Here is a 20020-nt window from a genome sequence, read left to right on the forward strand (position 1 = left end):
CGGACCATTCCGTGATAGTAAAATGTGTCTTAGTATGATGACTCTCTGTCAGAGTCGGCGGAGATTCGGGTTTGTCCGGTCAGGACAGAGACGCATGGGGTGGATCAATGGCGGTCCACTGGCCCCGAGAGGGCGATGATGCATCCTTTGTTTGATGCGTCGTCTGGAAACGCATTGTGGACAGGGGTTTCCTGAAAGCCGGGCACGCACCAACCCTGCTGGCCGCTTTTCTGTATTTCGACGTCTCATTCATGATCTGGGTGTTGCTGGGCCCTCTCGGCATTGCCATTGCGCATGACCTGCATCTGAATGCCGGGCAGAAAGGCCTGCTTGTCGCAACTCCAGTCCTGGCGGGGGCTGGGTTTCGCGTACTGGCAGGTGGCCTCGTGGACGTGTTCGGCCCTCGCCGTGTTGCGATTGTCGCACAGCTTACGGTCATTATCGGCCTTGCCCTGACCTGGTACCTTGCGCCGCATACCTACCCCCAGATGTTTGGTCTTGCGGGTATTCTCGGCGTTGCAGGCGCGTCTTTCGCAATTGCTCTTCCCCTCGCCTCTGTCTGGTATCCCCCACATTATCAAGGCACCGCGCTGGGTATTGCTGGCGCAGGCAACTCAGGAACTGCTCTGGCTTCCCTCTTTGCGCCTGGACTTGCGGTTCTGGTCGGATGGCGCAATGTCATAGGACTTGCGACGCTTCCGCTCATCTGTGTTCTGCTGCTTTTTCTTGTTCTGGCCAAAGAACCTGCCAATCGACCACCATCCCCCGGCCTGCGCGCATGGGGGCCCGTTTTGGGGTCAATCGATAGCTGGTTGCTGATGTTTTTTTATAGCGTAACCTTCGGAGGTTTCGTTGGTCTTGCGTCGTTCCTGACCATCTATTTCAATGATCAATACAGCCTTTCACCCGCAGTTGCCGGTGCATGCACGGCGTTTGTCGTTTTCGTCGGCTCTTTTGTGCGACCTGTTGGCGGAGCCTTTGCCGATCGCGTAGGGGGTACAAAGGCTCTGACGGTTCTGTATGCAATCGCAGCGGTCTGCTTTGGCATCATTTCTCTCGGGCTTCCGACGATCTATCTCGCATTTCCGGCATTCTTCTTCGGGATGCTGACACTCGGCTTGGGAAATGGAGCCGTCTTCCAGCTTGTGCCAACCCGTTTCCCGCGTCAGGTCGGCATTCTGACAGGTCTGGTTGGGATGGCTGGCGGTGTTGGCGGATTTTATCTGGCCCTGTCACTTGGCGAAGCACGGCAGATCGTCAATTCCTACGGGCCTGGATTTCTCGCCTTTGCCGGGATTTGCCTGATTGCCTGCATCTCCGTTGTTCTGTGTCATCGTCGCTGGATGGAGAAAGCATGATGGCTGGTCTCTCCATTTTTACTCCTCATCCCTATACGCCAGTTCTGGCAGGTCTCGCTTTGGGAGCAATGGCATTCTCCAGCTCTTTGAAAGCTGACGATAGCCCTCACCCCAGCACCGAAATTCACCCGTCTGCAACATCAAAAGTAAGAGCGGTCAGCCAGACGGTTCATTCTCAGCAGGGCCGGCCTCTCCACTCCCCGGACTGGGGCATTTTCAATGCGGGGAACGGAGCCGCTTCCGGTTTCGGGTCAATGGCCGGCTTTGGTCAGGTTCGTTGGGCCGAAGACTGGAGCGATATTGTCAACATGCCGCCCGCACAGCGCAGAAATGACTGGTTCAATCGCCTGAAATACATTCGCCTGAATGAGAGCGGAAGTATCTGGCTCTCCCTGAACGCGGAGGAACGCTTTCGTTACATCTATGAAAATCAACCCCTGATGGGAACGGCCGGCAAAACCAACGCCAACCGTATTCTTCTTCGCAATCTGTATGGCGCGGATCTCCATCTGGGGGAGCATGTCCGCGCCTATGCTGAGTTTCTGTACGGCGTTGCCGGAGGCTCCCATACATATGGGTATCAGACAGGCGTTCAAAGAGAGCGACTGGATCTTCAGCAGGGCATTCTGGAAGTAAAGGGTAATATTCTGGGCGCTAAGGCAGGTGTTATTGGCGGTCGCCAAGTATTCCTTGATACGCCAGTCTTCATGCAGTCTGCCAGAGACCTGACCAATGCCCAGCAAACCTGGGATGGCTTCCGTGGCTATGCCATCTGGAAACGTTTTCGGGTGGATTTGTTTGATTTCATGCAGACCAACAAACTGCCTGATGCTGTCTTTGGAGATGGCACGAACTACAGCGCCCGGATGTATGGCGCCATGACGTCCACGGCGCTTCCTGCATTCACCGCCATGGGAAAGAAAAGCCAGCTTTTCGTAGACATCTTTTACATCGGCTATCTCTACAGCGGCACTACAGCGTCTATCCCGACCACCACGGGTACAGAGGCAGGTTCCAGCCGTCGGGATAATGTCGGCATGCGTCTATGGGGAAATGTTGGCCCTTTCTCGACGAGCCTGAGCGGTGTGTTTCAGGGAGGCCAGTTTCGGCCAGCACAGGAAAGCCAGCCAACTCGCGCCGTACGGGCTTATGCCGTCAATGCATCCCTGCTGTATAACCGACCCGATCTTCCGACAAAGCCGAGCGCTGGCCTTCAGGCAGACCTTTTCTCCGGCGGTTCGTACAAGAGCAAAGATGGAGCAATCGGAACATTTGCCTCCCCCTATTTTCCCTTGCCGTACTACAATGACGTCACATTGTCCGTGACGTCCCAGAACCTGATTGGTGTAGGGCCTCTCGCAACATTTGCCTTACAGAAAAACCTCCACTTCAAGCTGCATGTTCCTTTCTTCTGGCGGGAAAGCACACAGGATGCGGTTTATGGCACAGGCAAGATCTATTCCTGGCGCAATGGGTTATCCGGCGGCTTTATCGGGGTCACTCCCCAGACGCAGCTTGCCTGGAACTTTGCCCCACACTGGACCTGGACGCACGACATTGCTGGCTTCATCACATCCCGGAGCATGCGCGCAGCAGGCGCAAAGAGCGACGCATTCTACATGCAGACCCTCGAATTCAAGTTCTGACCATGACTGCCCCACAGAACGGACGTATGACCATGAAAGAAAACATCATCATCATCGGCAACGGAATGGTTGGACATTACTGCGCCGAGCAGCTCATCATGCACGGACTGCATGAAACGCATCAGATCCATGTCTTTGGCTCTGAGCGCCACCATGCCTATGACCGCGTTCATCTGACGGAATATATGACGGGTCAGGATGCGCTGGCCCTGCGTCTGCATGAGGAAGATTTTCACTCGGCTCACGGCATCACCATGCATCTGGGTGTTCCAGTCATGCGGATCGACCGTGACGCCAGGACAGTGGAAAGTGAAGATGGTCTTCTGCCCTACAGCACCCTGATACTAGCGACAGGCTCTACACCTTTCGTTCCATCAGTCCCAGGCAATACCGGCACTGCGGGGCTGGTCTACCGCACCCTTGAAGATCTGGACGTCATCCGTGCCGCGGCTCAGGGTGTTCGGCATGGGACTGTCATTGGTGGAGGCCTGTTGGGTCTGGAAGCCGCTCATGCCCTGAAACTTCTGGGGCTGGAGGTCAGTGTCGTTCAGCTTGGAACACATCTGATGTCAGCCCAGCTCGATGAAGACGGTGGCCGCGCGCTCCGTAGCCGCATCGAGGCGCTGGGTATCGATGTGAGAACATCACATGCGACAAAGGAAATCGTTGCAGGAGACCAATACCGTCATCGCCTGATATTCGCAGACAGTCCGTCATTCGAAACCGATATGGTGATCTTTTCCGCAGGCATCCGCCCTACAGACCAGCTTGGAAGAGCTTGCGGGTTAGGTGTGGGCGCGCGTGGTGGCATTGTTATCGACAATCAGTGCCGAACGTCCGATCCGGACATTTTCGCCATAGGCGAATGTGCCCTCTGGCAGGACCAGGTTTTTGGCCTTGTCGGACCGGGATACACTATGGCGCGTACTGTGGCCTCGCTTCTGGCCGGAGAAGACGCTGCCTTCACCGGGGCAGATATGTCCACCAAACTCAAGCTTCAGGGCGTTGATGTCGGCTCGATCGGCGATGCGCATGGACGTGAGCCAGGTGCGACAAGCTATCGCTTCATTGGAGAAGCAGACGGCTCCTATCGCCGTCTCGTTCTATCCGCAGATGGCCAACGCGTGACAGGAGCGATCCTCGTCGGGGATAACTCCTATTACGACACGATTTTTCAATACGTTCAAAATGGCATCAAGCCCCCGGCTGATCCTGCTGTACTGATCCTGCCGCGTGGTGAAGGGGCAGAACTCCTGGGTGCGGATGCCCTGCCCGATACGGCCATGATCTGCTCCTGCCACAACGTCACGAAAGGCTCGATCTGTAACGCCATTGATGCGGGATGCGCTGACCTTGCCTCGCTCAAGCAGGGCACAAAAGCCAGTACAGGCTGCGGTGGCTGCGCCGCACTGCTCAAGAGCGTGTTCGAAACGGAACTTGCGGCTAGAGGCATTGAGGTCGATCACAGCCTCTGCGAGCATTTTTCCCATACACGTCAGGAGCTCTATTCCCTTGTCCGTGTCCACGGGATCCGCAGTTTTGAAGAGCTGATGGCCCGCCATGGCAACGGGGGGCTCGGCTGCGATATCTGCAAGCCAACCGTTGGGTCGATCCTTGCCTCGGCATGGAACAAACCCATCACAGACCCGCTCTATATTCCTTTGCAGGACACGAACGACACGTTCATGGCCAACATGCAAAAGAACGGCACTTATTCCGTGGTTCCCCGCATTGCTGGTGGGGAAATTACCCCGGACAGACTGATTGTCCTCGGACAGGTCGCAAAGAAATATGGTCTTTACACCAAGATCACCGGTGGCCAGCGCGTTGATCTGTTTGGCGCCCAATTGCATCAGCTTCCTGAAATCTGGGGAGAACTTCTGGATGCTGGATTTGAGACAGGGCATGCCTACGGAAAGTCTACCCGGACGGTAAAATCCTGTGTTGGAAGCACATGGTGCCGTTATGGCGTGCAGGACAGCGTGGGTAAGGCGCTGGATTTGGAGAACCGCTACAAGGGGCTACGTTCCCCACACAAGCTCAAATTCGCCGTGTCCGGCTGTACTCGGGAATGCGCTGAGGCACAGAGCAAGGATGTAGGCATCATCGCCACGGAGAATGGCTGGAACCTGTATGTCTGTGGCAATGGCGGAATGCGTCCTCGCCATGCAGAGCTGTTCGCGACCGATCTCGATTCAGAAACGCTCGTGAAATACATCGACCGGTTTCTGATGTTCTACATTCGCACCGCAGACAAGCTCCAGCGCACGTCTGTCTGGCGTGAAGGCCTGGAGGGCGGTCTGGATTATCTCAAGGACGTCATTATCAAGGACAGCCTTGGCATTGCCGAAGAGCTGGAACGTCAGATGCAACACGTGGTCGAAACATACCACTGTGAATGGAAAGATGCCCTCACGGACGGTGAAAAGCTCAAACGTTTCCGCACGTTCGTCAATGATAGCCGCCCCGACCCAAACGTTCAGCTTGTTCCAGAGCGGGATCAGGTCAAGCCTGCCCCAAATCAGGCGGCCGTTCCTGAAGAGTCCGGCCCTGTGGAGTGGACAGCCCTCTGCAACACCAGCGATCTGGTACCGAAATCAGGGGTGGTTGCCTGGTATGAAGGGGCACAGATTGCCCTGTTTTACCTGCCGGAAACGGAAACAACGACAGCCCGTGTTTTTGCCGTGGACAACCATGACCCGTTCTCGAAGGCCAATATTATCGGGCGCGGCATTATGGGAGATCTGCGAGGGCAGCTCGTTGTCGCCTCCCCGCTTTACAAACAGCACTTCAATCTGGAAAGCGGGCTCTGCCTTGAAGATCCCAGCAAATCCCTGCGGACCTGGGAGGGTCGCCTGACAGCAGAGGGCAAGGTTGAAATCCGCGCCAGGGTTATGGAGACCACCGCAGAACGTCTTTCCGCCTGACAGTCATGGCACGGGAAGACATCCGTTCTGTCTGCCCCTATTGCGGTGTCGGTTGCGGCATCGTGCTGGAGGTTGAGAACCATCAGATCGTCAAGGTGCGCGGAGATACCGAGCACCCGACGAATGGTGGTCGCCTGTGCACCAAAGGGAGCTCCTGCGACAAGCCGGTTTCGTCGTCCGCGCGGCTGGATATCGCCCAGATCCGGCCTGACAGAACGTCCCTACCCGTTCCCACCAAAATGAACGCAGCCATCAGGGAAACCGCGCGTCGCCTGAAGAATATTCTGGAGGAACATGGTCCGGATGCAATCTCCCTGTACGTCTCCGGCCAGATGTCTCTGGAAGCGCAGTATCTGGCGAACAAACTCGTTAAGGGATACCTGAGAACACAGCATATCGAGTCCAACTCCCGCTTGTGCATGGCTGCGGCGGGTGCTGGCTACAAACTCTCCCTGGGCGCAGATGCTCCCCCCGGAAGCTACGAGGACTTCGACTGCACGGATCTGTTCTTCGTGATTGGCGCCAATATGGCCGACTGTCACCCGATCCTGTTCCTGCGTCTGATGGACCGTAAGCGTCAGGGAGCAAAACTCATCGTCGTTGATCCACGGCGGACTGCGACGGCAGACAAGGCCGACCTGTTCCTTCAGATCCGTCCCGGCACTGATCTGGCTCTGCTGAACGGCCTACTTCACATTCTGCTTCGGGACGATGCAATAGATCCGGACTTTATCGCTGGTGCCACGAACGGTTGGAGCGACATGCCGGCCTTTCTGGCAGACTATTCTCCCGAACGCGTTGCCCAGATTACCGGCTTGTCGCAAGAGGATATCGAAACAGCCGCCAGATGGATTGCGGAAGCCAACGCGTGGCTGACGCTGTGGACCATGGGACTGAACCAGAGCACGTCAGGGGCCTGGAATACCAACGCGATCTGCAACCTTCATCTTGCGACTGGCGCCATCTGCCGCCCTGGTGCAGGACCATTTTCCCTCACAGGACAGCCCAACGCCATGGGTGGCCGGGAAATGGGCTATATGGGCTCCGGCCTCCCCGGGCAGCGCTCGGCATTGGTCGATGATGACCGCGCCTTTGTAGAGCAGCAATGGAAGCTCTCCGCAGGAACCATTCGCAAGGCGGGCGGCAATGGCGCGATAGCAATGTTCGAGGCCATGACCCGCGGTGAAATCCGTGCCTGCTGGATCATCTGCACCAACCCTGTCGTGACTGTTCCCCGTCGCGCCAACGTTACCGCGGCTCTTGAGGCCGCTGATCTGGTCATTGTTCAGGATGCCTACGCCGATACGGAAACGGCGGCTTATGCGGATATTCTTCTGCCGGGTGCATTATGGGCCGAAGAAGACGGCGTTCTGGTGAACTCAGACCGCACCATGACGCTGGCCCAGCAGGCTGTCTCCCCGCCCGGTGATGCCATGGCCGACTGGGACATCATTGCACGCGTTGCCTGTGAGATGGGCTTTGAGGGAGCCTTCACCTTCTCTTCTGCCGCCGAAGTCTTTGCGGAGGCCAGTCGTTTCGCCAACCCAAAGACAGGCTACGATATTTCCGGAGTCAGCCATAGCCGCTTGAAATCCGGACCCGTCCAGTGGCCCAGCCAGGCGGGGGACACCGTGCCCCGCCATCCAATCCGCTACCGGCCAGACCCAAATAAACCGCCTGTCTTCGCTACGGATGACGGAAAAGCAGTTTTTCATCCTCGGCCTTATCTCCCCTTCGAAGAGCAGCCGTCTGAGGATTTCCCTTTCCTGCTCAACACGGGCCGTCTCCAGCACCAATGGCACACACTCACAAAAACCGGTCGGGTCGATGGACTTAACAAGCTCAATTCCGGCCCTTTCGTGGAAATCGCTCTCACGGACGCCGAGCGACTAGGCATCCGCAAGGAAGATCCTATCGAGCTTCGATCGCGCCGAGGCACAGCAATCCTCCCCGCCCGTCCTACCGATCGCGTTGCGCCCGGAACATGCTTCTCCCCTTTTCATTGGAACGACCGTTTCGGCGAAAATCTGACCATCAATGCTGTCACAGCCGATTTCACGGACCCCGTCTCGCTTCAGCCCGGGATCAAACACTGCGCGGTGTCCCTCTCGCGCATCGAACCTGTTTCTGCTCCGGCAGAGGAGAGCGCTGCTACCATGCCACTTGACAATCTGACACACCACCTTGGCCTCGTTGCTTTAGAGCCACTGGCTCTGTCTGTCGAAAATCGTCAGTGGTTAACGGGCTTTATGGAAGGCCTGAGGCTTACCCCACCGGAAAACGAACTTCCTTTTATCCCGGCGAACGCGCCTCTAAACGCAGAGCAGAAAGCCAGAATTAACGGCCTTCTAGCTGGTCTATATGCACGCAGTCCCGTAGCGAACGATGTCGCCGTTTCAGAAAGACCGCTAGCCACCCCACCCAAACTGCTTCTTCGGTGGGCCTCCCAGACAGGTCGAGCAGAAGGCCTTGCTGAACAACTCATCATCTGGCTGAAAGAAAGCGGGCACGCCGTCGATGCTATGAGCCTGGAGACCTGCAACCCTGCAGATCTGTCCGGAACGGTCCTCTTCATCGTCTCCACCTTCGGCGACGGAGACGCTCCTGATAGCGCCAGCGTTTTCTGGGATGAACTTCGCAAAACTCCAGGACCTCTTGAAGATCTCCGTTACGCTATTATAGCCCTTGGAGACTCTTCATACGCCAATTTTTGCGGGTTTGGCCGGAGTCTTGATGAGCGGCTGATCGCGCTTCATGCAATCCCGGTTATGCCACGGCTGGATTGCGAGCCCGATTATGAAGAAACTATTGAAGCTTGGCAGCACAGATTTCTGGCTGCCCTGGGTGCCAAAGCGGTTTCAGAACCAGACGTTCCGCTTCCTGACGCCGCCGTCATCACACGGGCCGCACCAGCGATTGCACGCGTCAGCCTTAATCGCTGCCTGACAGGAAGTAATAGCGACAAGGAAACCCGACAGATCGTTCTGAATCTTTCAGGGACAGAGTTACGCTATGAACCGGGGGATGCTCTCGGGGTCTGGCCCTGCAATGCTGGCTCGACTGTTGAAACAGTTTTGAACTCTCTGGGGCTGCCTTCCGATACAACAGTCTCCGTTCGGGGCCATGGTACCGTGTCTCTGAAAGACGCCCTGACCAGACATTTCGATCTTTCCCGGCCATCTTCTGCGCTTCTGGAAAAACTGGGAGCACAATCTGCCGGCTACCTGTCAGAGTTGCTGGCTACCACCAAACTCGACGTGCAGGCGCAGGACGTCCCGAGCCTCTTTCGCCGGATGCAGCCGCGGCTCTATTCTATTGCGTCGTCCCTGAAAGCCTGCCCTGAGAGCGTCCACATTACTGTGGGTGTCAATAATGATCCCTATCCCGGCTTATGCTCAAACTGGCTAGCGAGTTTGCCGGAAGGATTTGAGGTCCCGGTTTTTCTGCAGGCTACATCCGTGTTCCGTTTACCGAAAGACGATACCAAACCTGTTATCATGGTTGGGCCGGGCACAGGCATTGCCCCCTTCCGCGCCTTTCTCCAAGAACGTGCTACCTGCAACAGTCCCGGCCAAAACTGGCTTTTCTTCGGAGAGCGGCATGCAGAACACGGATTCTACTATCGCGAGGAACTGGAAGGCTTCATGGCGCAAGGTCACCTGACACATCTGCATACGGCATTCTCCCGTGATCAGGGTCAGCGTATTTATGTACAGGACCGAATGGAAGAAAACGGGGAGGAGTTTTGGAACTGGCTCTGTAAAGGGGCATATTTCTACGTCTGTGGAGATGCCGCTCGTATGGCTCGGGACGTCGATAGTGCCTTGCGTCGCATCGTGGCACGTCATGGTAATATGTCTTCGGAACAGGCTGATGACTATGTCAGTAACCTCACCCGGAATGGGCGATACGCCCGTGATGTGTACTGATCCGGGTCGGTGACAATGAAAATACTTCTTGCAGATGAAAACTCCCAACGTGCTGGAGCCCTGGCAGAGATTTTGCAAGCTGATCCTTTACTGGAGGTCATCCGGCTTGAGGGGTATGAAAGCTTGATATCAGCCGTCAAAACCCATCTTCCTGACATTGTACTCATGGACATCTGCCGTGCTGACCGTGATGGGCTGGACAGCGTCCGTGCGCTATCGTCCTCTGGGCTTGAACGCCCCATCGCACTGTTTGTCGACGAAGATGATGAAGCCTTTATGGAAGATGCTTTTGCAGCCGGCGTCTGCTCCTACAACGTGATGGATACGCCGCCTCGCAATGTCAAACCCCTGCTTCGATCAGCAATTGCCTTGTACCGCCGCTTTCAGGAAACGACGGCTGAACTCAAAGCAGCCCGACAGGTTCTCTCTGACCGGGAAACAGTCGATACAGCAAAAAAATTCTTTATGCGCAACGAACGCTGCGGTGAGGCTGAAGCCTACCGTTGGCTCAGACGCCGCGCCATGCAGCAGGCCCGCAAAATGGTGGATGTTGCCGCCGATTACCTCCGGGTTCAGACTAAGGATGAGACATCATGAGTTCTGCCATCAGAATAGGCTTGCTAAGGCTGGCAGATAGCGCCCCTCTGATTATCGCCCGTAATCTAGGAATATTTGAGAAACATGGGCTGGATGCAGAACTTGTCGTATCTCCATCCTGGGCCAATATCGCGGATGGTCTCGTCTGGAACGGGCTGGACGCGGCTCTGATTTTCCCCCCTTTGGCAATCATGACGGCTATGGGTCATCGCGGCCGAGAGATTAATCTCGGACCAGGCATTCCTGTTAGCCGCGGCGGTAATACAATTGTCCTTCGTGGCCAGTACATCCCCTCCTGTCTTGATACAGATGACATAACGAGACACCAAAACTTTGAAATCTGGCGTACAGGCTTACGCCGCCGCCCAAAACTGGCTGTTGTGCATCTATACTCGACCCACTTCCTTATTCTGATGGACTTCCTCAAACGCGTTCGCGCTAATCCAGAACAGGACGTGGAAATAGTCATCATGCCACCTGACCGCATGATCGATGCTCTAGCCGACGAGGAAATCGACGGCTTTTGTGCTGGGCCACCATGGGGAACCGAAGCGGACCTGCGTGGTCTCGGTTCCATTATAGCTGGGTCCGCCGATATTCATGCCGGTCATTTGGAGAAAACTCTCGTAACTACTCAACGATGGGGGCAGAGTTCACCTGTGCTCTTGCAAGATTTGCAAGCCGCCATTGGCGAAGCAAGCCGTTTTTGTATGAATCCCTGCAATTTTCCCGAGATTGTTCGCCAACTTTCGAACTCCACTACGAATGACGGCCTGGCCCTCCCCCCAGAAGCCACAAAACAGATCATGCCTGATCAGAACAATTCCAACGCCATGCAATTCAATTTTTCGGCTTTAGACGTCGATCTTTCAATCAACTGGATAATTCAGGCCATGCAGGCACAGCGTTGGTTAACTTCTATCAATATTAAGCGGCTTCACGCATTAGGCTGGCTCACTCCAGCATCCGTCGCCTGAGCAACACAAATCTTCCAGAGATAAAATCATGAGTACAGATTTACAGATATTTGGATTTGAGCGTGACTTTGCCGATACACTACGTTGTATTCCCATGAGCGTACGCATGAAGCTCGATGAATGTGGAATAAAGCTCAGTCTCCGTCAGTGGAGCCGTTTCAACTACGAAGATCGCTACGAACTCTGTTACCTCTCAACCACTTTAGAGGTCGACAGACAGCGTTACCGCCAATTTCTGCAGGACTTGATTCGTGCGCGCGCCAATGAAGAGCCTGTTTTTCTGGATCGCCCCCAATCTGTCGAATGGCAGGATGAGCAATCGGTCCCATTATGCCTTCAAGAGCAGATTATAGCGAAAGAACTCTCTCCTCTTTCCATGCAGAAATGGGCATCCTTAACGCCACTGCAACGCTTTGCTCTTGTGAAACTTTGTCGTTCCGGCCACGAAAACCATAATCTCCCAGCGGCTTTAAACGAGTTTAACTTAGGCTCAGGACCCATTGATTTTTGTGAGGACTTTTGATTCAGGCTCTGTAAGGAGACTGAAGATGAGCGACCTGTTTTGGCTGACGGACGAACAAATGGAGCGTCTGCGGCCGTTCTTTCCCAAGAGCCACGGCAAACCTCGCGCTGATGACCGTCGCGTGTTGAGCGAGATCATCTTTGTGAACCGCAATGGGATGCGCTGGCGTGATGCGCCCTGGGAATACGGCCCCCACAAGACGCTCTACAACCGTTGGAAGCGTTGGAGCGACATGGGCGTTTTCATGCGAATAATGGATGGCCTGTCTGCTGCGAAAGCCGAGCCTCAGACGATTATGATTGATGCGACGTATCTCAAGGCGCACCACACGGCTTCGACCCTGCGGCTAAAAAAGGGGATCCAGGCCGCCTGATCGGTCGCACCAAAGGCGGTATGAATACCAAGCTGCATGCGGTCACCGATCAGAACGGACGACCGCTGAGCTGGCAGGACAAATCAGCGATTATACCGGTGCCGCTGCCCTGCTGGACAGTCTTCCTGCAGCACAATGGATGCTGGGAGATCGAGGTTATGATGCTGACTGGTTCAGAGACACCCTGGAAGAGAGAGGGATAAAGCCCTGCATTCCAGGACGGAAATCTCGCGGAAAACCAGTCAAATACGACAAGAGAAAATACAAAAGACGCAACCGCATCGAGATTATGTTCGGAAGGCTCAAGGACTGGCGGCGGGTCGCAACACGCTATGACAGGTCTCCGACAGTCTTCTTCTCAGCCGTCTGCCTCGCAGCAACCGTCAGCTTCTGGCTATGAGTCCTGAACCTAAGCGGATTGTCCGCTTTCCCCCAATTGTGTTGAAAAAGTCCCTTTGGAGCTTCCACTCAACATTTTGGTTCGATATCATAACGTATAGAGTATTGTAATTATGAGGGATTTTCATATCTAATTGGATACAAAAGCCTAAGAAAACGCCTCAAGCTGATTTTTTCAACACAATCCCCCCTAATCTGCCGTCCAATCTTCAGATCGCAATCCATTTACACGCGTAAATTCTCGTAAGTTTCCGGTCACGACGACAAGCCCTCTGCTTCGCGCGTGCCCAGCAATCATCAAATCGTATGGACCGATGACACAGCCACGCCTTTCCAGGTCTGCCCTGATTTCCGCTGTATGGACGGCAGCGGCATCATCAAATGGCAAAACAGACAGACGCGCGGCAAAATGCTCAACGTCACGTCGCGTCTTGAGCGGATTTTGAGACTTTTCTGCTCCATAAAGAAGCTCGTAGAGGACGACGTCCGTGATGCAGAGCGCCTCGGCGTTATCATTGAAACGTTCACGCAGACCTTGGGGACGATCACGCAAGACGCGAATACAAAAGTTTGTATCCAAAAGATAACGAAGCATCAGAAGCTTTCACGCTCCTGCATTCCGGGCTGATTGCGCTCAGGTAATGGAATGCCCGAAGCGGCGAAAAAATCGTCCCATGCGGCATTTGCCGGGGCGATGATGCGGCGCGGACCATCCGGGATGATCACGACGTCTTTTAGACCGACATCAAACGCCACTGCTTTGGGAAGGCGCACGGCCTGGGAGCGATTGGACAGAAAAAGCGTCGTGCGGGTGAGCATGGTAACCTCCATGAGGGATATGTCAAAAGTATATCCACACGCTTGTTGGATGGCAATAAAGTTCACGCGTCATGCAAGCCCACCCATTTTTTCGGAAAAAACACTCTTACGGATCGGCGACCAATGACCAAAACGCCAGTTTGCGCTTATGTGCAGCCTTCAGCCGTGTCCAGAACGCGTCATGAGATTCTATACCTGCTGCCAGGCTCAACATGGGGGCCAGAAGCTGACAGGACGCAAAATCCTTTGCGGCATAGGCGTAGTAACGGGAAAGCCCCCGGTCTAGAACGGCCTCAATCAGCAAGCGATAAAGCAGGGTTGCCTCATGAGGATAACCTTCCAACAGACGTTCCGCTGCCGGACGTAGCGTTTCGTAGTCCCGTCCATCTAGTGCCTCCGCATGCTTTCGCACGAAACGCGCCGCTTCGTTGAGCACGGGCCATTCTAGGAGAATGGAAAGGGCAACGTTCCTGTTCGGGAAATTCCGGATGTGATCAAGCGCCGCCTCTTCGGCGTCAATCGCATCGTAATCGCTGAGATGGCGCTGATATGCTTTCCAATGCGACAGGCTGAGCGTTTCCCGAAAGACCGTCCAGCGCAGAGACTGTGCTGCTGTGCGATCTCCCACAGCCTCGCATGCCTCAATCCGCAGGTCGTCGTGTCCTCTGCGAAAGCCGGGCGTCTCGTTCGTCTCACGATCGAGCCATGCGATTGCCTCACGATGCCGGCCTTTGTCCATGAGGCGCCGTGCGATATTGCCGATATAGCCAGACTGGCGGTCACTCAAATTGGTCGCTTCAATATACGCATCGACGTCACCCATAACATCAGCCAGATCCAGAAGGTGACCGATCGTCTGCCTGCGCGCGATGTCGGTATGATAATCTCTCTTCCCCTTTGAGGCAGGAAGATCGCGCAGTCGCACCAAAAGCGCGTTTCGGAGCATGGCCGAGCCTGTTTCGCCTAATGCTGCACCGGAGGAGGCCAGAAGATGATCACAAGTGCCATACCCGTCATGATCAAGCAGCGTGAGAATATCCGTAACAACGTTGGCCGGATCCCGGTTGGCCTGCCGCCCCCAGAGGGCTCCGAGATCAGAGGCGGCCTCCCGGAAGACATCTGACAAATATCCGGAGCTGTCGTCAGAGCGCTCATAGACGGATGGAGCAATCTCCACGAGCAGACGCATGGCTGAAATAGCCTGCCGGACATCAACAGTAGAGAGGTCGTTCAGAATGGATTGCCGCAAGGTATCGAGTTCAGTTCCCAGAGGGCGGACCCGCTCCCAGGGGAGGAAGCCCTTGGAACGCTGGATTGTTCGCAGCCTTTTTTCAATCTCCTTACCGAGTTTATCCTTTGCGTGAACTGCCGTCAGCGCCATTCGGAGCCTACGAGACAGTGAGGCGTCCTGCTCTGCGAGTTCGACAAGCAGGTCCGCCAGTCGATCAGTACCGAGCGCTTGCAAATTTGCTTTCGTGACGGTTGTGCTGACTTTCACGGGCGCACGGGATTTAGGCTTCTCAGAGGAATTTCGAGTCATTGAAACAATTTATGATTGACCCTCAAGAGACGCAATCATCTGGCACGGCTTTCCAAACTCCTGAACCATGAGTGGGTCATGACAAGGATCGACGGACAAGCCTAAAGAGCGGAAGGCCTCCGTCGATCATTCAGGAGCCGGTTGGACATGGTGCTCAACTCACTAACCAAAAGGGCCAGAAAACTGTCCTCTGCGGAACAGCGCATTCAACACTCTTGAGAAGGTTGGCTGGCAACCATCTTCAGATGACAAGGAAAGCAACAGTCATGTTGACGAGCGTACCGCAGAAAATCATCATAAGAAGTCGCTCAACCGCCGCAGACGACAGGCCTGATGAGGATGGGCGAGACTGTAGATATTTCAGCCACGCATACCCAGCCAAGATCAAAGTGATCCCAATAATCCCGGACACCATAGCCACACGGTAGGACAATGCCGCTATTGCTGGCGTAGAAATCTGGTCTCTCCTTCTTGGTGTGTCCGCAATGGACACACCACCAGTAAGTCACATTCCCAGAGCACGGCGATAGATGTCCAAAAGGGTTTCCTGTTCCTCGACCTGGGCAGGCTCCATCTTCCGCAGCTTCAGGATCTGTTTGATGGTCTTGACGTCGAACCCGGCCGACTTGGCTTCGCTGAAGATGTCCTTGATATCTCCGGCCAGCGCCTTTCGTTCTTCTTCCAGGCGTTCAACCCGTTCAATGATGGATCTCAGCCGATCCGCTGCAATTCCTCCAGTCTGAACGGTCGTCTCAGCAGGTGCTGTGTCCTGTTCTTCATGTGCCAACATACAATTCTCCTTTCACTCGCCCATTCTGCAGGCTCAATCTGCGACTGATGTGTCAATGATAGGTCCGGTCGGCCGAAAGATCTGACGCCAGCCCATAGAGGGTTCGGTCCAGAGCAAGCGTTCCGTCAAGGTGGCGCTCGATCATGGCGCGGAGCAGGCCACCAGCCGACCGCACTTTCCCTTTGCGGGACTTCGCGGAAATCACGCAGACGGCGACGGCTGCTTCGTATCGGCCCATAACGCTACACGCCTGACGCCAGGCATGAGACGATATTCCCAAAGACCCTGTCAGCATCTCAACCGCCTCGATCAGCTCGGCCTCATGTGGACGACTGCTGGTGCAGAGATCTCGTAAATCAGGAACAAGCTGGAGAAGGAAATTCGGCCCAGCCTTGAAGCCCCGAAGCGGTGAGGCCTTGGAACGGGAGGCACTGTCAGAGCCAACTACTTCGTTTTCGATGCTAATGCCGGCGTAGCCGGCTCCGCTTACAGTAACTTTAGTTATACTATTTGTGTTTGTATCAGTATTGTGGGGTTCATCCGTGCGCCCCATGGGGTCTATTTCCACAGGATCAGCCCCTGCAATCATGGCCTCCAGACGTTCGACCAAACCCTCCATCTGCTCAACCAGCGGCGACAGGGTATCCAGATCGTGGTCATTGCCACGCAATGACAGGAGCTGATGCCCGTTCTGCTGGATGCTCATGACCGTCGGCTTGTCAGCGGTCGTCTCCAAGGCCGTAGCACAAAGGGCCGTAATGCGGCGGCCTAAGACCATCGCGCGCTTGTGCAGACGTTTTCCTTCGCGTTCGCGCTCTCTGAAGGCCTCGACGCGTTGGAGCATCTCATCATAGCGGCGAGACAGCGGCGACAGATCGAACCCGTACCCCTCCAGGATCGCACCATTGCGGCCGTCGCGCCTCAACCAGCGCTGCTGATTCGGACTATCGCGCATGATGATCCAGCCTAATTCGCTGAGGCCACGAAGCCACCGTTTGACCGTGGATCTCTCGATCCCGAACCGCTCGCAGATGTCGCGATTGCGCACAGAGCAGATGGTGAGATTGTCATCTTCCCAATCCACAGGCTTCGTGCGGCTGATCAGGAAGCCAAGCAGATCGGACTGGCGCGGCTGAAGGCCAAGCGCCCGGGGCTCCGTATGCAAGGCGCTGAGGATCTGCGCCTTGGTGGCACCGCTGCGGGGCAGGGCCTCACACTGCATCTCGGCCAGGATCATGGCCGGGGTAATGCGTCTCACCCCGGCCTGATGGGGGTCATGCGAAAGCGAATAGGTCATGGAAAACTTCTCAGGATTTCGGGATTTCCGAAGCCCTGCTCTCCAACCCTTCAAACAAGCCCCTCCCGTTTGCAAGAAACTCTTGCATTCGAAGCTGAAATGTAGGATTGAAAATTCAGCAGAGAAATTTCAATCCAGTTCACCCGGTCGCCAAACCGGTGGGACTACGTTCTTAGGGCCTCGTGAAAGCGGGGCCTTAAACGTATCTGGGCTCTGGCTAACTCACTCAAACAATTCCTTCTTCAAGCCCAAATAGGCGATTTGCCTTTATGCTTTCCCTGTAGCCGGAAAGAAAGGTCCTGATTCAAAATCTCTCTGGCGCTCAGAGAACACCACAAGGATCTGCGACTTTGATCTGCAACATGATTCCGTTCCACCCTCGCAAGGGTCAAAAAAGAACAAAAGCGGACTTTCCTAATTTTTTTTCATAATTCGTTAATGAATCCTTTTTTCTTTGTTTATGACCGTGCTACGAGCCAGAAAGAAAATTGAGGTTAACGTGCGAATTCCCCCGCTACTTCTCAGATAATTGTGCAGTTCAAAAGGTGTCAGATGGGTTCGAAAGTTCCTTCAGATAATATTGATAAAATTTATTTCGATTATAATTCACAAGAAACTCTGAATGAATTCCATATATTAGTGATTATTATCAAAAGAACCTCCGAAAAACTTGCCAAATCCTTTGCGGTTACGCCTTCTGAAGTGCAAAAAATTTATCTCTGTTTCAGAGAAGCTCGACGCCTTGCCAGCCAAATTGAGAGAATGACGTTCACGAATATTGAGAGCGAAAATATGAAACGAGAGTGCCTAAACTGTTTTGCCATTCTCGAAGCGGGTCTGTGCCTCGAAGAAGATTCCAGCTCCCTGCCCGACTAGAAGAAAGATATTTCCTTAAGTCGCAAAGACCTGCGCAATTCTCTGATCTCCCTTCACGAGATCTAGATCTAGATATGATTATGCGTCTTTTGCCGTTTACAGCCCTCTTCGTTTTGACCGCCTGTTCAGGCAACGTCACAGCCGATCATGGTCACGGCCCGAAACCGCCCCCGCTCAAACACGCTCGCTACGAGCCGGGCGTCGCCTATGGGTCAGCCAGGGCCGTCTGGGCGCCTCCCGTCTATGACCGGCAAGGTCATATCGTGAAGGTGGAAGATCCCTGCAATTCTGGGGGCCGTGAAGACTATGAGCACGCGGCCTGGGCCGTCGGTGGCCCGAATAATAACTCCACGCACCCGCCCGGAACCTTCTAAAAGAAAAGCGGCCCTCTGGGGCCGCTTCCTGTTTCAGGACCGTCGAGGGAAAAGGGTGTCGGCCTCTCTGATATAGGCCAGCATCCCGGCCTTCCTCCGCTGACGAAACTGCCAGTTCATCCACCCATTCTGCAGAATATAGAGCCCCAGCGCGAACCAGAACGGCATCATCTCGATCGCAGTCACAAGCGTCTGACTCCGCCATAACCCGCTGAGGCCCACAATGATCCACGCTGCGAGAAGGCAAGCCCCGATGAGGGCTGCGGCCCAGGCACGTTGATACGTCCTTGCTTGTTGGTTCTGGAGATAGATCTCTACCGCGGCCGGACTGACATCGTACACTTCTGCCGTCGCAACAATGTCGATGCGGCCCGAATCATCAACGCGAAACCCGTCTTCCGCTTCAGGCTTTCTCCGGACAATGCCCCACAGTGTCCGAAGCAGACTGTAGCCGTCGCGAATACTCGTGGCCCCAACCGCAACGGATGGAGAACCTACGACAAATCGGGCTGCCCGGCCTGTTTTGGTCAGGACTCCCTTCTTTTCGTTCGCCCCACTCACTGGCTGACATCCGTCAGGAACTTGTTCAGGTCTGGAGGCACGCCGTCGAGACGCCCCAGAGATCCATCATGATGCTTCCAGAAAAAGGTCGGTGTGCCTGTCAGCGATACCGCTTTAGCCGCTGCCATGTTGGCATCAAGTCGGGACTGCGCTTCAGGAGACGGTTGATCGAGCACATTCGAGAGGCCGCCAGACGTCCAGGCCTGAACCATACTCGCATCCGCAGGCAGCGAGGTCATGGCCTTGGCGTAACGCGTACTTGCGCCGCCATCCTCATAATCCAGGAGCGAAAGCGGTACGACCCGTAGACGCAGCTTGCCGCTATCAACGGCGGGCTGAAGGAGCTGCATGGCGCGGATCGAGAACGTGCAGCGCGGATCAATGAACATGATCACTTCCGGCGCACCCTTCTGGCCGACCACACCGGCATAGATCTGCTCGGACAACGAACCGGCCGGGGCCTTTCCACCTCCCGGGACGTCGATCCGAACCGTGGGAACGGCCCCTGGAATATAGCGGATCTGCTGCCTTGTGACGTTTTTGCCTGCGGTATCCCATATTGTGCCCGCAATCGCGGCCTGACCGTCTGGCGTCGCATAGACAACCTGGAAACGGTCGCCATTGCGCACAAACATGCCTCTGGTGCCGCGCCAGACCTCAAGATCTGTCGCACGCTTGCCCATCAGCTCGTGAAGGCGATCATAGGGGACGGGAATGAGCGTCCCGCCAATGATGAAGCTGTGATTTTCCGGCGTGAAGAACACCAGAAGCTGGTTGTCGCCATGAGCAACACCCGTCTGGAGGCCATGCTGTGGCTCTGCCCACAGAATTTCGCTGCCTGCCTGCACCAGCCGCTGGATCGCGTCAGTCGGCTGAGGCCCGAGCGAAGCGGCCTTTTGAGGTGCTGATGTTTGGACAGGTGGGGAAGGAACAGCGCATTGGGTCTGCGCCATTGCCGGCGCTGCCAGGAACAGCGATGCGGCGAGATAAAGAGAGGTACGAGAACGCATGAAGGGTCTCCTGAAGAATTAAGG

At 55.2% G+C, this 20020-nt stretch carries 16 protein-coding genes and 1 pseudogene; 10 read left to right on the forward strand and 7 right to left on the reverse strand.

The window, feature by feature from the left end:
* Nucleotides 1-176 precede the first annotated feature (176 nt).
* The 8 genes and pseudogenes from JK213_RS10380 to JK213_RS10415 all read left to right on the forward strand — a co-directional run bounded on the left by JK213_RS10380 (nucleotide 177) and on the right by JK213_RS10415 (nucleotide 12730).
* Entirely contained in the window at nucleotides 177-1358 is a 1182-nt protein-coding gene (locus JK213_RS10380) for a nitrate/nitrite transporter (RefSeq protein ID WP_211571411.1), read from the forward strand.
* Nucleotides 1358-3004, forward strand: a complete 1647-nt coding sequence (locus JK213_RS10385) for an alginate export family protein (RefSeq protein ID WP_211571486.1) — start codon at nucleotides 1358-1360, stop codon at nucleotides 3002-3004. The genes JK213_RS10380 and JK213_RS10385 overlap by 1 nt, the downstream gene beginning before the upstream one ends.
* Nucleotides 3005-3030: 26 nt before the next feature.
* Nucleotides 3031-5931 carry a nitrite reductase large subunit NirB gene (nirB, locus tag JK213_RS10390; RefSeq protein ID WP_211571412.1) on the forward strand — a complete coding sequence of 967 codons (2901 nt, stop codon included), beginning with the start codon at nucleotides 3031-3033 and terminating at the stop codon, nucleotides 5929-5931.
* A 5-nt stretch (nucleotides 5932-5936) separates the two neighbouring features.
* Nucleotides 5937-9860, forward strand: coding sequence for a bifunctional nitrate reductase/sulfite reductase flavoprotein subunit alpha (locus JK213_RS10395; RefSeq protein ID WP_211571413.1), 3924 nt, complete (start codon nucleotides 5937-5939; stop codon nucleotides 9858-9860).
* 15 nt (nucleotides 9861-9875) lie between these two features.
* Nucleotides 9876-10457 carry an ANTAR domain-containing response regulator gene (locus JK213_RS10400; protein WP_211571414.1) on the forward strand — a complete coding sequence of 194 codons (582 nt, stop codon included), beginning with the start codon at nucleotides 9876-9878 and terminating at the stop codon, nucleotides 10455-10457.
* Entirely contained in the window at nucleotides 10454-11434 is a 981-nt protein-coding gene (locus tag JK213_RS10405) for an ABC transporter substrate-binding protein (RefSeq protein WP_211571415.1), read from the forward strand. Before JK213_RS10400 ends, JK213_RS10405 begins: the two co-directional genes overlap by 4 nt.
* Before the next feature lie 28 nt (nucleotides 11435-11462).
* Nucleotides 11463-11957, forward strand: a complete 495-nt coding sequence (locus tag JK213_RS10410; RefSeq protein WP_211571416.1) for a nitrate reductase associated protein — start codon at nucleotides 11463-11465, stop codon at nucleotides 11955-11957.
* A gap of 25 nt (nucleotides 11958-11982) precedes the next feature.
* A pseudogene (locus JK213_RS10415) lies at nucleotides 11983-12730 on the forward strand (IS5 family transposase).
* 189 nt (nucleotides 12731-12919) lie between these two features.
* Here JK213_RS10415 and vapC read toward each other — a convergent pair.
* The 5 genes from vapC to repC all read right to left on the reverse strand — a co-directional run bounded on the left by vapC (nucleotide 12920) and on the right by repC (nucleotide 17175).
* Nucleotides 12920-13324, reverse strand: a complete 405-nt coding sequence (gene vapC / locus JK213_RS10420; RefSeq protein ID WP_211571417.1) for a tRNA(fMet)-specific endonuclease VapC — start codon at nucleotides 13322-13324, stop codon at nucleotides 12920-12922.
* Nucleotides 13324-13548, reverse strand: coding sequence for a type II toxin-antitoxin system VapB family antitoxin (gene vapB / locus JK213_RS10425; RefSeq protein ID WP_211571418.1), 225 nt, complete (start codon nucleotides 13546-13548; stop codon nucleotides 13324-13326). The genes vapC and vapB overlap by 1 nt, the downstream gene beginning before the upstream one ends.
* Before the next feature lie 106 nt (nucleotides 13549-13654).
* The gene (locus JK213_RS10430; protein WP_211571419.1) at nucleotides 13655-15088 is read right to left on the reverse strand and encodes a DUF6880 family protein; all 1434 of its coding nucleotides are present in this window, start codon (nucleotides 15086-15088) and stop codon (nucleotides 13655-13657) included.
* A gap of 505 nt (nucleotides 15089-15593) precedes the next feature.
* Nucleotides 15594-15878 (reverse strand): DUF2312 domain-containing protein, encoded by a 285-nt coding sequence (locus JK213_RS10435; RefSeq protein ID WP_211512124.1) that lies wholly within the window; start codon nucleotides 15876-15878, stop codon nucleotides 15594-15596.
* 52 nt (nucleotides 15879-15930) lie between these two features.
* Nucleotides 15931-17175, reverse strand: coding sequence for a plasmid replication protein RepC (gene repC, locus JK213_RS10440; protein WP_211571420.1), 1245 nt, complete (start codon nucleotides 17173-17175; stop codon nucleotides 15931-15933).
* A 552-nt stretch (nucleotides 17176-17727) separates the two neighbouring features.
* On the opposite strand from repC, the gene JK213_RS10445 reads away from it, so the two are divergent.
* Nucleotides 17728-18051 (forward strand): hypothetical protein, encoded by a 324-nt coding sequence (locus JK213_RS10445; protein ID WP_211571421.1) that lies wholly within the window; start codon nucleotides 17728-17730, stop codon nucleotides 18049-18051.
* A gap of 74 nt (nucleotides 18052-18125) precedes the next feature.
* Complete coding sequence (locus JK213_RS10450; RefSeq protein WP_211571422.1) at nucleotides 18126-18425, forward strand: hypothetical protein; 300 nt, start codon at nucleotides 18126-18128, stop codon at nucleotides 18423-18425.
* Nucleotides 18426-18458: 33 nt separating this feature from the next.
* Here JK213_RS10450 and JK213_RS10455 read toward each other — a convergent pair whose 3' ends face one another.
* On the reverse strand, nucleotides 18459-18986 hold the full coding sequence (locus JK213_RS10455; RefSeq protein WP_211571423.1) for a hypothetical protein: 528 nt from the start codon (nucleotides 18984-18986) through the stop codon (nucleotides 18459-18461).
* Entirely contained in the window at nucleotides 18983-19996 is a 1014-nt protein-coding gene (locus tag JK213_RS10460) for a thiol:disulfide interchange protein (protein WP_211571424.1), read from the reverse strand. The genes JK213_RS10455 and JK213_RS10460 overlap by 4 nt, the downstream gene beginning before the upstream one ends.
* Nucleotides 19997-20020 lie beyond the last annotated feature (24 nt).

The sequence above is a fragment of the Gluconobacter sp. Dm-44 genome, assembly GCF_018256175.1.
GTDB classification, from domain to species: Bacteria; Pseudomonadota; Alphaproteobacteria; order Acetobacterales; family Acetobacteraceae; genus Gluconobacter; species Gluconobacter cadivus.

What these genes read in the sequence shown, in the direction of transcription:
- JK213_RS10385 (WP_211571486.1), top strand. Translation starts at nt 1,358, where the DNA reads ATGGCTGGTCTCTCCATTTTTACTCCTCATCCCTATACGCCAGTTCTG.
- nirB (WP_211571412.1), top strand. Translation starts at nt 3,031, where the DNA reads ATGACCATGAAAGAAAACATCATCATCATCGGCAACGGAATGGTTGGA.
- JK213_RS10395 (WP_211571413.1), top strand. Translation starts at nt 5,937, where the DNA reads ATGGCACGGGAAGACATCCGTTCTGTCTGCCCCTATTGCGGTGTCGGT.
- JK213_RS10400 (WP_211571414.1), top strand. Translation starts at nt 9,876, where the DNA reads ATGAAAATACTTCTTGCAGATGAAAACTCCCAACGTGCTGGAGCCCTG.
- JK213_RS10405 (WP_211571415.1), top strand. Translation starts at nt 10,454, where the DNA reads ATGAGTTCTGCCATCAGAATAGGCTTGCTAAGGCTGGCAGATAGCGCC.
- JK213_RS10410 (WP_211571416.1), top strand. Translation starts at nt 11,463, where the DNA reads ATGAGTACAGATTTACAGATATTTGGATTTGAGCGTGACTTTGCCGAT.
- vapC (WP_211571417.1), bottom strand. Translation starts at nt 13,324, where the DNA reads ATGCTTCGTTATCTTTTGGATACAAACTTTTGTATTCGCGTCTTGCGT.
- vapB (WP_211571418.1), bottom strand. Translation starts at nt 13,548, where the DNA reads ATGCTCACCCGCACGACGCTTTTTCTGTCCAATCGCTCCCAGGCCGTG.
- JK213_RS10430 (WP_211571419.1), bottom strand. Translation starts at nt 15,088, where the DNA reads ATGACTCGAAATTCCTCTGAGAAGCCTAAATCCCGTGCGCCCGTGAAA.
- JK213_RS10435 (WP_211512124.1), bottom strand. Translation starts at nt 15,878, where the DNA reads ATGTTGGCACATGAAGAACAGGACACAGCACCTGCTGAGACGACCGTT.
- repC (WP_211571420.1), bottom strand. Translation starts at nt 17,175, where the DNA reads ATGACCTATTCGCTTTCGCATGACCCCCATCAGGCCGGGGTGAGACGC.
- JK213_RS10445 (WP_211571421.1), top strand. Translation starts at nt 17,728, where the DNA reads ATGGGTTCGAAAGTTCCTTCAGATAATATTGATAAAATTTATTTCGAT.
- JK213_RS10450 (WP_211571422.1), top strand. Translation starts at nt 18,126, where the DNA reads ATGATTATGCGTCTTTTGCCGTTTACAGCCCTCTTCGTTTTGACCGCC.
- JK213_RS10460 (WP_211571424.1), bottom strand. Translation starts at nt 19,996, where the DNA reads ATGCGTTCTCGTACCTCTCTTTATCTCGCCGCATCGCTGTTCCTGGCA.